14 protein-coding genes are annotated in these 13338 nt (G+C 67.6%); 4 read left to right on the top strand and 10 right to left on the bottom strand.

Annotated elements, in window-relative coordinates; translation table 11 throughout:
* Positions 1-54: 54 nt before the first annotated feature.
* The 8 genes from BGO82_RS07295 to crcB all read right to left on the bottom strand — a co-directional run bounded on the left by BGO82_RS07295 (position 55) and on the right by crcB (position 7484).
* On the bottom strand, positions 55-1065 hold the full coding sequence (locus tag BGO82_RS07295; RefSeq protein ID WP_291304904.1) for an iron ABC transporter substrate-binding protein: 1011 nt from the start codon (positions 1063-1065) through the stop codon (positions 55-57).
* Between the two features lie 124 nt (positions 1066-1189).
* The gene (locus BGO82_RS07290) at positions 1190-2179 is read right to left on the bottom strand and encodes a HAMP domain-containing sensor histidine kinase (protein WP_291304903.1); all 990 of its coding nucleotides are present in this window, start codon (positions 2177-2179) and stop codon (positions 1190-1192) included.
* A complete protein-coding gene (locus BGO82_RS07285; RefSeq protein WP_291304902.1) occupies positions 2179-2859 on the bottom strand; it encodes a response regulator transcription factor in 681 nt (226 codons plus the stop codon). Before BGO82_RS07285 ends, BGO82_RS07290 begins: the two co-directional genes overlap by 1 nt.
* A gap of 64 nt (positions 2860-2923) precedes the next feature.
* A complete protein-coding gene (locus BGO82_RS07280; protein WP_291304901.1) occupies positions 2924-4471 on the bottom strand; it encodes a DUF4173 domain-containing protein in 1548 nt (515 codons plus the stop codon).
* Positions 4472-4686: 215 nt separating this feature from the next.
* Complete coding sequence (locus BGO82_RS07275) at positions 4687-5463, bottom strand: ATP12 family protein (RefSeq protein ID WP_291304900.1); 777 nt, start codon at positions 5461-5463, stop codon at positions 4687-4689.
* On the bottom strand, positions 5456-6124 hold the full coding sequence (locus BGO82_RS07270) for an HAD-IA family hydrolase (protein WP_291304899.1): 669 nt from the start codon (positions 6122-6124) through the stop codon (positions 5456-5458). The genes BGO82_RS07275 and BGO82_RS07270 overlap by 8 nt, the downstream gene beginning before the upstream one ends.
* Positions 6121-7107 (bottom strand): RluA family pseudouridine synthase, encoded by a 987-nt coding sequence (locus tag BGO82_RS07265; RefSeq protein ID WP_291304898.1) that lies wholly within the window; start codon positions 7105-7107, stop codon positions 6121-6123. Before BGO82_RS07265 ends, BGO82_RS07270 begins: the two co-directional genes overlap by 4 nt.
* The gene (crcB, locus tag BGO82_RS07260; protein WP_291304897.1) at positions 7104-7484 is read right to left on the bottom strand and encodes a fluoride efflux transporter CrcB; all 381 of its coding nucleotides are present in this window, start codon (positions 7482-7484) and stop codon (positions 7104-7106) included. The genes BGO82_RS07265 and crcB overlap by 4 nt, the downstream gene beginning before the upstream one ends.
* Before the next feature lie 195 nt (positions 7485-7679).
* Here crcB and BGO82_RS07255 point away from each other — a divergent pair, with 195 nt between their 5' ends.
* Positions 7680-8045, top strand: a complete 366-nt coding sequence (locus BGO82_RS07255) for an SH3 domain-containing protein (protein ID WP_291304896.1) — start codon at positions 7680-7682, stop codon at positions 8043-8045.
* A 36-nt stretch (positions 8046-8081) separates the two neighbouring features.
* Here the strand turns inward: BGO82_RS07255 and BGO82_RS07250 are convergent, their stop codons facing one another.
* Entirely contained in the window at positions 8082-9398 is a 1317-nt protein-coding gene (locus tag BGO82_RS07250; RefSeq protein WP_291304895.1) for a replication-associated recombination protein A, read from the bottom strand.
* Positions 9399-9413: 15 nt separating this feature from the next.
* Complete coding sequence (locus tag BGO82_RS07245; RefSeq protein WP_291304894.1) at positions 9414-10913, bottom strand: DegQ family serine endoprotease; 1500 nt, start codon at positions 10911-10913, stop codon at positions 9414-9416.
* Between the two features lie 196 nt (positions 10914-11109).
* Between BGO82_RS07245 and BGO82_RS07240 the strand changes: the two genes are divergently transcribed.
* The 3 genes from BGO82_RS07240 to BGO82_RS07230 all read left to right on the top strand — a co-directional run bounded on the left by BGO82_RS07240 (position 11110) and on the right by BGO82_RS07230 (position 13290).
* The gene (locus tag BGO82_RS07240) at positions 11110-12339 is read left to right on the top strand and encodes a hypothetical protein (protein ID WP_291304893.1); all 1230 of its coding nucleotides are present in this window, start codon (positions 11110-11112) and stop codon (positions 12337-12339) included.
* 102 nt (positions 12340-12441) lie between these two features.
* On the top strand, positions 12442-12657 hold the full coding sequence (locus BGO82_RS07235) for a DUF2283 domain-containing protein (RefSeq protein ID WP_291304892.1): 216 nt from the start codon (positions 12442-12444) through the stop codon (positions 12655-12657).
* A gap of 93 nt (positions 12658-12750) precedes the next feature.
* On the top strand, positions 12751-13290 hold the full coding sequence (locus BGO82_RS07230; RefSeq protein WP_291304891.1) for an AAA family ATPase: 540 nt from the start codon (positions 12751-12753) through the stop codon (positions 13288-13290).
* The last annotated feature ends 48 nt before the right edge of the window (positions 13291-13338 follow it).

The raw sequence follows: 13338 nt of genomic DNA, 5'->3' as shown, positions 1-13338 counted from the left end.
GCATCGCCTCGGCCCCGCCGGAAGCCGTTCCGGCAGGGCAAATCGTCCTATCCTCTAGATCAGGCCGGCCGCCGTCATCAACTCGGTGACCTTCTTGCTGTCGAGCCCGGAGGCATCGACCGTCGGCGCTTCGAGGCTGGAGAGCGGCGGCAGCGCCGGGTTCGACTCGGCGTCGACGCCCACCGCATATTCGTACGAGGTGCCGGTCTTCAGCACGTCCTGCCCGCCCTTGCCGGCGATCCACTTGAGGAAGGCCAGCGCTTCCGCCTTGTGCTTGCTCGATTTCAGCACCGCCCCGCCGGAGGTGGACACGAACGCCCCCGGATCCTGGCCCTTGAAGAAATGCAGCGCCACCTTGTTGCTGTTCTCGCCGGTCTTGGCCTTATCGCCGAAATAGTAATAGTGGTAGATCACCGCGCCCTGCACCTCGCCGGCGTTGACGCCCTTCATGGCGGCGGTATTGCCGCGATAGGCCACGGCGTTGTCCTTCATCGCCTTCAGCCAGTCGGCGGTCGCCTGCTCGCCCTTGAGCGACAGCATGGCGGCCACGATCGCCTGGAAGTCGGCGCCCGACGGCGAGGCCGCCCAGCGTCCCTTCCACTCGGGCTTGGCCAGATCCATGATCGACTTGGGAAGCTGGTCGGGCTTCAGCAGATCGGTGTTGTAGGCGAACACCGTCGAGCGCGCCGCGATGCCGATCCAGTTGCCCGAGGACGGGCGATAGGCCGGCGGCACCTCGTCGAGGATGTCCTGCGGCAGCTTCTCGAACAGGCCGGCATTGTCGACCAGCACCTGCGCCGGCGAGTTTTCGGTCAGGAACAGGTCGGCCGGCGACGCGGCGCCCTCCTGCAGCAATTGGTTGCCGAGCTCGGTGTCGCTACCGTTGCGCAGCGTCACCTTGATCCCGGTCTCCTTGCTGAAGCCGTCGGCCCATTCCTGCGTCAGCGCCTCGTGCTGCGCATTGTAGACGACCAGCCCGTCGTCCTGCGCCAGGGCAGGCAGGGCCAAAGCAGCGGCCACCAGGCCGCAGAGGAAAGCAAGACGCATGTTCACGGAACACCTCATGACGCGCGATTGAACTGCGGGCGGCATAGAAATGCGGATCGACGCCGTCAACTTAAAACGACCGACCCTGGAACAGGTCTAAACTAGCGACATTCCTCGCGGACAACCGGATGAACCGCCTTGTTCAGGTGTTGTCCTGTCCCGCCAGCGGCACCCGGAGCTCGAATGTCGCTCCACTGTCCGACGGCAGCAGCCTGATGCTCCCGCCATGCGCCGCCAGCATCGCACGCACGATCTGCAGCCCCATTCCCGTGCCGCCCGCCTCGCGCCGCGTGGTGAAGAACGGCTCGAACACCCGGTCGCGATTGCCCGGCGACACGCCGCTGCCATTGTCGGAAACGCGGATCCGCAGCATGCCGTCGTCGCGCGCCGCCTCGATCCGCACCGCGCTTGCGCCGTGCTCGGCGGCGTTGCGCAGCAATTGCCCGAACACCGCCTTGCCCGCCTCCGGGCCGAGCGCCATGCGCGCCTCGATCGTCCCGCCGGTCGTGACCAGCGCCTGCCCCGCCACTGCCTCGGCGACGCTGGTCGATCCCGGCGCCGCGTCGAGATCGGCGCGCGCCAGCTCGCGCAGCCGCTCCAGCAGCGCCGCCAGCCGGTCGGCATCGGCGATGATATGGTCGAGGAAGCGCGCCCGCTCCTGTTTGCTCATCTCGGCATCGCGCAGCAGCTCGGCCGAGCCCCGGATCGAGGTAATCGGCGATTTGAGCTCGTGGCTCACATGCGCGGCGAACGACGACACGTATTCGGTGCGGTCCACCAGCCGCTCGGCGAGGTCGAGAAAGCTCTGGCTCAGCGTCGCGATCTCGCGCGTGCCCAGCTGCTCCGGCGACACGATCGCCGCCCGGCCGCCGCGCCCGATGGCCTCGGCGCGCTTCACCAGCGCGTTGATCGGCCCGGTGATGGTGCGCAGGAACACCACCGCGATCACCACCGTGATCACCAGCGCCACTGCGAGCGCCCCGATCTCGATCGGCCTCAGCTCGCTGGTGTGCTCGAGATAGCGGAACCACACCACGATCGCCGCTGGCAGCACCAGCACCGTCAGCAGCACCGCGAACACGATCATCGCCAGCGTCGGTCGCCATTTCTGCGGAACGCTGCGGCCCGCCATCAGCCTGCCGCCCCCAGGCGGAAGCCGACGCCGTGCACCGTCTCGACGATCGAGCTGCATCCGGCCTCGGCGAATTTGGCGCGCAGATTGCGGATATGGCTGTCGATGGTGCGGTCGGACACGAAGGTGCCGCCGCCATACGCCGCTTCCATGATCTGCTCGCGGCTGAACACCACCTCCGGCCGTGCCATGAACGCGGCGAGAATCTCGAACTCCAGCGCCGTCAGCGTGATCGCCGTATCGCCGAACCACACGCCGTGCCGGCTGGCGTCGAGCCGCACGCGGCCGTGGCTTGCCGTGGCCGGCGCCTTCACCCCGTTGCGCGCCCGCTTCAGGATCACATTGACCCGCGCCACCAGCTCGCGCGCGCTGAACGGCTTGGTGACGTAGTCGTCGCCGCCGATCTCGAGCCCGAGCACGCGGTCGATCTCCTCGTCGCGCGCGCTGAGGAACAGGATCGGCACGTCCGAGCTCTTGCGGACCTGCCGGCACACTTCGAGCCCGTCCATTTCCGGCATGCCGATATCGAGCACGATCAGGTCGATCTGGCCACGCCGGAGCTGCTGCAGCGCCTCCGAGCCGTTGCGGGCGGTAGCCACGGCAAACCCCGCCCGCTCCAGCGCGAACGAAATCACCTCCCGGATGTTCGGCTCGTCGTCGGCGATGAGGATGCGCGGCATGCTCGGAGTGGTTCCCGGAAAGGTGTGCCGCGGCTTCCGGTTCGGAACCGCGACAGGACGGCAGCTAGTTCTTAGCCGCCGCCGCGTCGGGTGCAAATGGCTGCGTCGCAAGATAGGCCCGCACCCGCGTGTCGCGCCATGTCCAGCTCTGCCAGACAGGCGGCGCCTCGGCGTCGCGCTGCCGCAGCCGGTCGGCGAGCATGGTCCGCATCTTCGCGGCGCTGGCGAGCGTCTCCGGCGCGGCGAATTTCGCCGTGCGCAGGAACTGGTCGAACGCCGGGATCGCTCCCGCCCCCTGCCCCGCCAGATAGTAGGTGTCGACGGCGGGACCGCTGCCGGCCACCTCGCGGCTGTGCTCCACGTTGAAGCGCGCGATCAGCGCCGGCACGTCGATGAAGGCCACGCCCCACAGCGCCAGCATCAGCACCGCGAGATTGGCCATCACCAGCCAGCGATTGCTGCGGCCGGCCGCGATCTTGCCGACGATCAGCACCAGGCCGACGGCGACCAGCCCCATCCACACCCCGGCCGCGATCCGCATTTCGGTGAGGCCATAGGCCTCGACATAGAGGTCGAGCCGCAATAGCGACGAGACCACCAGCCAGACATTCTGCGCCACCCACAGATAGACCAGCGTCCGGATCAGCGGCGACTTCTCGCCCGGCCCGCCGCGCCGCATCGCCAAGAGCACGAATGCGCCCGCGAGGATCGCCGTTGCGATCAGCGGATAGGCCCCGCGATGCGCGTAGTCGGCATAGCTGAGCCCGTCGGGCAGACGCACGCCGCCCCACAGGAACAGCAGGTCCATCGCCGTCTGCACCGCAAACAGCGCATTGAACACGAGCAGCGAATTGCGTATCGCCGCCGTCCCGAAGACCAGGCTTTCCGGCTGCGGCTGCAGCGGTCCCTGCCACGCGCCGCCGAGGCGCCACGGCAGCAGCCGCGGCAGCAGCACCGGCCAGGCGGCCGCCGCGACCACGCACCAGATGAACACGCGCAGCGGATCGAGCCAGTCGAGCAGCGCCGCAAGCCGCACCGCATGCAGCACGTCCTCGAGCACCGGGTTGGCGGCGACGAACAGGAAAGCGAACACCGCGGCGCAGGCCACCGGCACGATCCACACCAGCGCGAGGCGCGCCAGGCGGCCGCCGAGCCGCTGCCGTCCCGCCGCCCCCAGCACCGCGGCGCCATCGGTCAGCCCGCGCACCGGCGACAGCAGCGCAAAACGCAGCACCGGACCCAGCCAGTCCTCGAAGCGCCCGAGATGGCCACCGAGCTCCAGCGCCAGCAGGCTGACGGCGCCGAGGGCGAACGGCACCCAGAGAAGATTCTCGAATTCGGCGAAAGGCAGCGCCGCCAATACCGCGACACCGAGCAGCACCACGGCGCGCGGGCGCCGCAGCGCCTGCCGGTGCAGCGCCGCCACGGCGGCGGTCAGCGCCAGAAAGAACACCGCCAGGCTGATACCCGGCTCGTGCCGAAAGAACAGCAGGTCGCCCGCGGCGATGAGCACGGCGAGAGCGAGGCTCGCCGTCGCCGCGCGGCGGCTCCACGGCAATTGGCTGGGCCGCTGGTCCTCAGCCGCGACGCTGTTCAGAGACTGGTCGGTCATGTGGGCCCTCTTCCCGCTCGCCGATGACAAGGCGCAGGACCGAGCCAGACCGTTCGCGCAATACGTCGCGTCGATCGGCCCACCAGGCATCCATCAGGATGCAGTCAGGAAGCGGGATGGGACGATTGGGCGAAGGCAGGATCGGATTGCGCATGTCGGGAGCATGCGCGCCCGCTTTGCAGTTTTTGTGCAGAGCCCGAAGAGCTTTTGAGGAGTCAGGCCTTTAGCAGGGCCAACAGCCGCGCCGCCGCGTCGAATTCGGCGCGCCGCTTGGCCCGACGCTCGGTGATTTCCTCGACCTCGCCCCACAGCGACACATTGTGGTCTTCGTCGACATGCGCCGCGACCCACACTTCTTCCGGCGTCAGCAGGCCGTGCCGCAGCGCCAGCGCCAGCAGTCCGGAGCCGGTGATCGACATCACCGCATTCATCGCCGCCAGCGTGAACAGATCCTCCGTCTCGAGCGCGGCCCGCAGGCGGGCGAGCGTCGGCGCCGGCTGCGCCTGGTGCACGACGCCGATGGTCGGCTGGAACGCCACGCCGAAATGCCGGGCGAGCTTTACCAGCGCCGCGTCCCACGCCTCTTCCTGCCGCCGCACCAGCGAGTCCGGCGTGTCGGCGCGATACAGCAGCAGGTCGCTGCCCACATATTTGACGATCTCGTCGCGCAGCGCCGGCGCCGTCTCCTCGCCCGCCTCGACCGCCGAATTGACCAGCCGGGTCATCGGCATGGTCATCGGGTCGATGTCCTTGTCCTGCGCCGCCCACTCCGCCGCCATCGCCTCGGCGATCGTGGCCAGCGGCACCACCACATGCTTCATCCCCGGCGTGCGCGGCACCTTGCCGTCGAGCGCCACCGCGAAGCCGCCCTCCATCGGCTTGACCGTCGCCTCGCTGTAGAACCGCTTGGGCAGTTGCGGCTTCACATGCGCCTGCGCGCGCCCATAGCCGTCATCGCGATGCTGGTTGGCGTCTTCGAGAAACTCACGCATGCCCGCCTCCCACCAGATCGTCGATCCTTGCATCCAGCTCGGAGAACGTCCGCAGCACCACATCGGCTCCCGCCTCGCGCAGGTCGCCGATCTCGTGATAGCCCCAGGTGACGCCGATCGCCTTGACGCCCGCCGCCTTGGCCATGCGCATGTCGTGCACGGTGTCGCCGACCATCACGGTCTGGCCGGCCTCGGCGCCGGCCTTGCGCATCGCCACCTCGATCATCTCGGGGTCCGGCTTGCCGCGATTGTGCGTCGGCGTCTCGATCGAATTGAACCGCCCGACAATGCCGTGGTGCTCGAGCAGCGTCACCGCCCCGGCATAGCCCTTGCCGGTCGCCACTGCGAGGACGGTCTCGGGCATCGCCTGCAGCCGGTCGAGCGCCTCCAGCGCCCCCTCGAACAGCGGCTCGCGCGTCGCGGTGCTGCGCGCCTGGTAATGCGACACATAGCTCTTGAGCAGCACCTCCACCCGCGCCGCGTCGGCCTTCGGCGCCAGCATCGCCAGCGCATCGCGCGCCGTGATCCCCGAGATCGCCCGGATGGCGTCCTCGTCCGGCACCGGCTCGTTCACCGCCTGGAACGCCTCGGTCACCGAGGCGACGATCAGCGCCTCGGAATCGATCAGCGTGCCGTCGAGGTCGAAAATCACCAGTCTCATTCGCGTTCGGGGTCCTGATCTTTCACGTCGTAGCGGTCGGCGTCGAAGCCGAGCGCCTCGAAGCTCTGCACCATGTGCGGCGGCAGCGGCGCGCTCACGTCGAGCAGCTTGCCGCTCCTGAGCGGCAGCCGGATGCGGCGGGCATGCAGGTGCAGCCCCTCGCCCAGCCCGGGCGCACCCTGGAAATTCTCGATGTTGAAGTAGCGCGGATCGCCCATGATCGGGTTGCCGAGCTGCGCCATGTGCACGCGCAGCTGGTGCGTCCGCCCGGTCACCGGCTTCAGCGTGACCCAGGAAAATCGCCGCGCCGCGCTGTCGGTGATCGAGTAGTAGGTCTTGGAGTGCTGCGCGCCCGGATAGTTCTGCTCCACCACCACCATCTGCTCGTTGTCGCCGACGATCTGCTTGGCGAGAAAGCACGAGATGCTGCCCTGCGCCGGCTTGGGCACGCCATACACCACCGCCCAGTAGATCTTCTGCGCCGCGTGCGACTGGAACACCTTTCCGAAATGCGACGCGGCGGCGCGCGTCTTGGCCACCACCAGCACGCCCGAAGTATCGCGGTCCAGCCGGTGCACCAGCCGCGGCGCCTCGCCCTGCTTGTTGGGCAGGCTCTTGAGCAGCCCGTCCATGTGCCGCTTGGTGCCGCTGCCGCCCTGGCTCGCCAACCCGGGCGGCTTGTTGAACACATAGAGCTCGTCGTCCTCGTAGAGGATCAGCGAGCGCAGGAACGCCGCATCCTCGGCGTTGATCTTCTGTTCGATGCGCCGCACCTCCGCCTCGAGCGGCGGAATGCGCACCTGCTGCCCCGCCGCGAGCCGCGAATTGGTCTTGGCGCGGGCGCTGTCGATGCGCACCTGCCCGGTGCGGATCAGCTTCTGCAGATGCCCGAACGTCACCTGCGGGAAATGCACCCCGAACCAGCGGTCGAGCCGCATGCCGTCTTCGTCGCGTCCGACCGTCTGGACTCGCGCTCCACTCATGCGCCGGCCCGCATCACCACGAGGCCGCCGAACAGCGCCGCAAGCCCGATCACCACCGACCCGACCACGTAGAACAGCGCCGGCCCGACGTCGCCACGCTCCAGCATCGAGATCGCATCGAGCGAGAACGACGAGAACGTGGTGAAACCGCCGAGGACGCCGATGGCCACGAACAGCCGCCCATCGGCCTGCCAGCCGGGCGTCGTGCGCACCAGGTAGCCGATGAACAGCCCCATCGCCAGCGACCCCGCCACGTTGATCAGCATCGTGGCCAGCGGGAACGTCGAGTCCCACACCTTGCCCACCAGCACGCCGGTGCCGTAGCGGGCCACCGATCCAAGTGCACCACCGATGGCGACGAGAAGATAGGGATACATGTCAAATGCTCGCGTGCTGCCCAAGGCGCTTGTCGCGCCGTCTTAACCAACCTTGCGCCCGGAAACCAGCATCACGCGCCAATCGCCCGGCCGTGAAATTCATGACAGGAGGCTCTCCCATTTGTAAGTCCATTTAAGGCAACATCCATGCGGCCGGCGAGTTAGATGCTCCCGAGGGCAACGCAGGAGTCCAATATGCATCTCTCTCATCTCACCTCAGCCGTCGCGCTGGGCGCCGCCATCGTCACCCTGAGCATCGGCGGCGCGTTCGCCGCGACCACGCTCGACAGCTCGGTCAGCGTTCTCGCCGGTCCCGGCGACAGCTACCACACGATCGCCAGGCTCAAGGCCGGCGACACCGTGAAGGTCACCCACGAAGCCAGCAATTGGTGCAAGATTTCCGCACCCGACATGGGCTGGGTTCCGTGCGGCGACATCGCCGGCATGACCCGGGCGAAGCTCGTCGCTCCCGCGGCGCCGGCCGCCTCCGCCGGTGTGTCGATCTACAATCCGCACGATGACGGCGAGGTCGCCGACCGCAACAACCCGAACAATCTCTAGGGTTCTGCTCCCGGGCGCCGCGGCTTCGCGGCGCCCCTACTCGCCGTCCTCGCGCTTTTTCACCCGCAGCTTGTCCCAATAGTCGAGCCGCTTGATGATTTCGCGTTCGAAGCCGCGTTCGACCGGCCGGTAGAAATTCTGCCGCCCGATCTTTTCGGGGAAATATTCCTGTCCCGAAAAGCCCTCGGGCGTGTCGTGGTCGTAGATATAGCCTTTGCCGTACCCCTGCCCCTTCATCAGCTTGGTCGGGGCATTGAGGATCGTCATCGGCGGCGGCGGCGACCCCGACGAACGCGCCAGCGCCATCGCCTCGTTGAACGCCACCTCGACCGAGTTCGATTTCGGCGCGGTCGCCAGATACACGCACAGCTCCGCCAGCGCCAGCTCGCCCTCGGGCGAGCCCAGCATCTCGTAGGCGTCGCGCGCCGCGATCGCCAGCGGCAGCGCCTGCGGGTCGGCCATGCCGATATCCTCGCTCGCCATGCGGATCATCCGCCGCGCCAAAAACAGCGGATCCTCGCCCGCCACCAGCATGCGCGCCAGATAATAGAGCGCCGCGTCGGGGTCGCTGCCGCGCACCGTCTTGTGCAGCGCCGAGATCAGATTGTAATGCCCGTCCTGCTTCTTGTCGTAGATCGGCGCCCGCCGCTGCACCACCTGCAGCAGCCCCGCCTGGTCCAGCACCTCGTCCGGCCGCGTCGCCGCGAAGATTTCCTCGATCAGGCCCAGCAGCGCCCGCCCGTCGCCGTCGGCCAGCGAATAGAGCGCCGTTCGCGCCTCCGCATCGAGCGGCAGCTTGCGCCCGACCGCCGCCTCGGCCCGTTCCGCCATCAATTCGAGCTCTTCCGGCCCGAACGGATCGAACCGCAGCACCTGCGCGCGCGACAGCAGCGCCGCGTTGAGCTCGAAGCTCGGATTTTCGGTGGTGGCCCCCACCAGCACCACCGTGCCGTCTTCCATCACCGGCAGGAACCCGTCCTGCTGCGCCCGGTTGAAGCGATGGATTTCGTCGACGAACAGCAGCGTCTTGTGCCCGCTGAGCCGCTCGAACCGCGCCTCCTCGAACACCTTCTTCAAATCGGCGACGCCCGAGAACACCGCCGAGATCTGCTTGAAGCGATAGTTCACCTGGTCGGCCAGCAGCCGCGCCACCGTGGTCTTGCCGGTTCCGGGCGGCCCCCACAGGATCAGCGAGCCGAGCCGCCCCGAGGCGATCATCCGCCTCAGCGTGCCGTCCGGTCCGAGCAGGTGCCGCTGCCCGATCACCTCGTCGAGCGAACGCGGCCGCAACTGGTCGGCGAGCGGACTGTCCGGCGATACCCCCGCGCTTTCGACCGCAAACAGATCAGCCATGGTGCTCCGCCGCGGCTAGCCGCTGATATAGGACTGGATCACCTGTCCGTTGCGCTGCAGAACGATCTGCCATCCATTGGTCCGTTTCGACACCAGAGCCTTGAACGCCCCGGCATCCTGCATGCCCTGGCCGTTGATGGAAAGGATGATGTCGCCTTTCCTGAGGCCCATGTCGTCCGCCGGCGAGCCGTCGGCAACGTCGGTCACCACCAGCCCCTTGCTGTCGAACGGCAGGTTCATGTCCTGCGCCAGGGGCGGCGTCAACGTGCTGACGGTCGTTCCGGCGAACCTTGTATTGCCGCTGACCGTGGCCGTCTGGTCCGGACCGGCGCCCGGCGCCGCGCTCACCGCCACCTTGGCGTCCGCCACCTGCCCGCCGCGGACATAGGTGATGTCGACCGTGGTGCCGAGCGGCTTGGTGGCGAAACGGAAATCGAACCCCTGCGGCGCGTCGATGTCGACGCCGTCGAGCTTGACGATGGCGTCGCCCGATTTGAGCCCGGCCTTGTCCGCCGGGCTGCCGGCGGCGACTTCGGTGATCAGCGCCCCGTGCGGCGGGTCGATGTTGAGGCTGTCGGCGATGTCGGTCGACACCTCCTGCAGCCGCGCCCCGAACCACGGCCGGGTGATGGTGCCGGTGGTCTCGCCCGCCGTCGCCACCGTCTTGGCCATGTTGGCCGGAATGGCGAAGCCGATCCCCACCGAACCGCCCGAGCGGGTGAAGATCGCGGTGTTGATGCCGACGAGCTGGCCTTGCAGATTGACCAGCGCCCCGCCCGAATTGCCCGGATTGATGGCCGCGTCGGTCTGGATGAAATAGTCGAAATTGCCGGTTTCGACCCCGGTCCGCGCCAGTGCCGACACGATGCCGCTGGTCACCGTCTGCCCTACCCCGAACGGATTGCCGATGGCGAGCACGAGGTCGCCCACCTCCACATCGTCGGAATTGGCAAAGCTCAGCGCCGGGAAGGTCCGGCCCTTGGCGTCCTGGATCTGCAGCACCGCGAGGTCCGATTTCGGATCGTCGAGCAGCAGCTTCACCGGGTATTCGCGCCCGCCGCTGAGCGCGATGTGGATTTCGTCGGCCCCGTGCACGACATGCGAATTGGTGACGATCACCCCCTTGCCGTCGACGATCACCCCCGAGCCCAGCGACTGGCTGGTCTGCGGCCGGCTCTGGAACAGATCGCCGCCGAACAGCTGCGAAAAGAACGGATCGTTGGCGAACGGCGAGCGGAACCCCTGCTCGGTCTTGGTCGCATAGACATTGACCACCGCCGGCGTCACCTGCTTGACCAGCGGCGCGAAGCTGAGCTGCTTCTCCTCGCTGGATTTCGGCACCGTCCGGGTCGCGGTGGTGGGCGCCACCGGCTGCGGCGCCGGCTCGCTCATCAGCACCGGCGGCGCTGCCTTGGCCGTGCCCGGCCGCTCCGCCACCAGCCAGCCGCCGCCGATCGCCAGCACGGCGACCAGCACCAGTCCCGATATCCCCAAGACCATTTGACGCTGCGACATTGCCGATCTCCGTCGTGTTCGTTGCCGCGGGATGTTTCGCCCCGCTTTCGCCACAGGCGAACGCCTCGATTTCGGCGCCTTTAAGGACGTGGCGTTACGGTTTTGTAAGCCGGGCAAATATGCGATTGTACCTGAAGGTGAACGACCCTATATGCAGCCGCGTTTTGCCTGTCCCCTGACCCGAAAGGCGCCGACCATGACTGCTCCGGCCTCCACCGCCTCCGCCGACGACGTGATCCAGCTTCATGCCCCGGCGCACGACAAGACGGTCTATGCCAATACCTCGCAGCTCATCGCCGCCGAGGAGCCCGATTTTCCGAGCTTCCTGTTCTCGGAAAAGGAGTTCCACCGCGCCGTGAAGGTGTTCCGCAAGGGTTTTGACGGGCTGCTGACCTACGCGGTCAAGTGCAATCCCTCGCCGCACATCCTCAAGCAGCTCCACAATGAGGGGCTGAAGGCGTTCGACGTCGCCTCCAACACCGAGATGGAGCTGGTGCGCGAGTTCTGCCCCGGCGCCGCCATGCACTACAACAACCCGATCAAGAACAAGCGCGAGATCCAGCGCGCCTACGAGGAGTTCGGGGTCCGCTCCTTCACCATCGACCACCCGCAGCAGCTCGACCAGCTCGCCGCCGTGGTCACGCCGTCGCGCGACATCGAGGTCACCACCCGCTTCAAGGCCGGCAAGGCCCTGAAGTCCTACGATTTCGGCATCAAGTTCGGCGTCATGCAGGACGGTGCCGCCGAGATCGTCAGGCTGGTCGACCAGATGGGCTTCACCCCCTCGCTCTGCTTCCACGTCGGCAGCCAGTGCGAGGACGCCTACGCCTATGAGCGCCACATCGCGGCCGCCGCCAAGATCGCCGAAGAGGCCGGCATCGAGCTCAAGCGCCTCAACATCGGCGGCGGCTATCCGGCGCCCTACCCGACCAGCGAAGCTCCGCCGATGGACGTCTATTTCGAGACCATCGCCGCCGCCGTGAAGGACAATTTCGGCAAGTCCGCCCCCGAGCTCATCATCGAGCCCGGCCGCGCCCTCGTGACCTCGTCGACCTCGCTGCTGCTGCGCGTAAAGCACCAGCGCGGCGGCGTGTCCGTCTATCTCAACGACGGCGCCTATGGCGCGCTGATGGAAGTGAAGTTCATGCACTTCACCCCGCCGGTGCGCGTCTGGCGCGGCCCGCGCCTGCACGACAATGACGGCCAGTTCTCCGACTTCACCGTCTGGGGCCCGACCTGCGACAGCTACGACGTGCTGCCGCAGATCTTCACTTTGCCCTCCGACGTCGACGAGGACGATTGGGTCGAGTTCGGCCTGATGGGCGCCTACACCCAGGCCTCCCTCACCCCCTTCAACGGCTTCGACCGCCGCGACCAGTACTGGGTCGAGGAGGTCTACACCGGCAAGGAACAGCAGCCGGAGTAACCCGCAGTCGGATCCTCCCCTGCATCGCAGATGCGGGGGAGGTGGCACGCGTCAGCGTGACGAACGGGGCCGCCGCACACACCGAACAACGGGCGGCCACCCATGAAACTGCACTACTATCCCGAGACCGATAGCCTCTACATCGAGTTCAACGCCGCGCCGGGCACGGAAACACGCGAGATTGCCCAAGGCGTCACTGCGGACGTCGATGCCTATGGCAAGATCGTCGGCATCGACATCGACCGCGCCTCCCGGCAGTCGGACCTGAGGTCGATCGAAGCCATCGGACTGCCAGCGCAAAAGCCGTACTCGACCTGAATCGACGCCCTTTCGGCGTCCCGCTCCCCGGTTGACAACACCGCCACGCCTGCCCTATCGCGCCCACCCGCAACGCCGGCAGGCAGGTGCCCCGTGGATTTCCCGCCCCTCGACCGCTTCGGCCGCCGCATCATGATCTGCGGCCCCTCCAACAGCGGCAAGTCCACGCTGGCGGTTGCCATCGGCCGCAAGCTCGGCCTGCCGGTGGTGCATCTCGACCGCCTGCATCATCTGCCCAACAGCGATTGGGTGAAGCGGCCGTACGACGAGTTTGCGCGCCTGCACGACGCCGCCATCGCCGGCGACGCCTGGGTCATGGAAGGCAACTACTCCTCGCTGTTTCCCCAGCGCATCGAGCGGGCGACCGGCATCATCCTGCTCGGCGACAACCGGTGGGCCAATCTGCGCCGCTACGTCGTCCGCACGCTGTTCCAGCGGCATCGCGCCGGCGACCTCGAGGGCAATGCAGACAGCATCAAATGGCTGATGGTGCGCTGGATCCTGTTCAACTCGCAGCGTAGCGTCAGGCGCTACCGCGAGCTGTTGCCACGCGCCGGCCGGCCCTATGTCGAACGCCGCAACATGGCCGAGCTCAACCGCCTCTACGCCGCCTGGGGTCTCGCCCGCGGTTGACATCGCTGCCGCCCGCCCCCATATCGCGGCCATCCGCAACGCAACAGG

Origin of the sequence: Devosia sp. 67-54 (genome assembly GCF_001899075.1) — a bacterium.
In the GTDB taxonomy this organism is placed as follows: domain Bacteria; phylum Pseudomonadota; class Alphaproteobacteria; order Rhizobiales; family Devosiaceae; genus Devosia_A.
The sequence above is the reverse complement of the archived record's forward strand: the minus strand, read 5'-3'. Positions and strand labels throughout refer to the sequence as shown.

Coding starts and splice junctions, on each gene's coding strand:
- BGO82_RS07250 (WP_291304895.1), bottom strand. CDS start 9,398: ATGGCTGATCTGTTTGCGGTCGAAAGCGCGGGGGTATCGCCGGACAGT.
- BGO82_RS07240 (WP_291304893.1), top strand. CDS start 11,110: ATGACTGCTCCGGCCTCCACCGCCTCCGCCGACGACGTGATCCAGCTT.
- BGO82_RS07290 (WP_291304903.1), bottom strand. CDS start 2,179: ATGGCGGGCCGCAGCGTTCCGCAGAAATGGCGACCGACGCTGGCGATG.
- BGO82_RS07270 (WP_291304899.1), bottom strand. CDS start 6,124: ATGAGACTGGTGATTTTCGACCTCGACGGCACGCTGATCGATTCCGAG.
- crcB (WP_291304897.1), bottom strand. CDS start 7,484: ATGTATCCCTATCTTCTCGTCGCCATCGGTGGTGCACTTGGATCGGTG.
- BGO82_RS07275 (WP_291304900.1), bottom strand. CDS start 5,463: ATGCGTGAGTTTCTCGAAGACGCCAACCAGCATCGCGATGACGGCTAT.
- BGO82_RS07265 (WP_291304898.1), bottom strand. CDS start 7,107: ATGAGTGGAGCGCGAGTCCAGACGGTCGGACGCGACGAAGACGGCATG.
- BGO82_RS07285 (WP_291304902.1), bottom strand. CDS start 2,859: ATGCCGCGCATCCTCATCGCCGACGACGAGCCGAACATCCGGGAGGTG.
- BGO82_RS07235 (WP_291304892.1), top strand. CDS start 12,442: ATGAAACTGCACTACTATCCCGAGACCGATAGCCTCTACATCGAGTTC.
- BGO82_RS07255 (WP_291304896.1), top strand. CDS start 7,680: ATGCATCTCTCTCATCTCACCTCAGCCGTCGCGCTGGGCGCCGCCATC.
- BGO82_RS07280 (WP_291304901.1), bottom strand. CDS start 4,471: ATGACCGACCAGTCTCTGAACAGCGTCGCGGCTGAGGACCAGCGGCCC.
- BGO82_RS07245 (WP_291304894.1), bottom strand. CDS start 10,913: ATGTCGCAGCGTCAAATGGTCTTGGGGATATCGGGACTGGTGCTGGTC.
- BGO82_RS07295 (WP_291304904.1), bottom strand. CDS start 1,065: ATGAGGTGTTCCGTGAACATGCGTCTTGCTTTCCTCTGCGGCCTGGTG.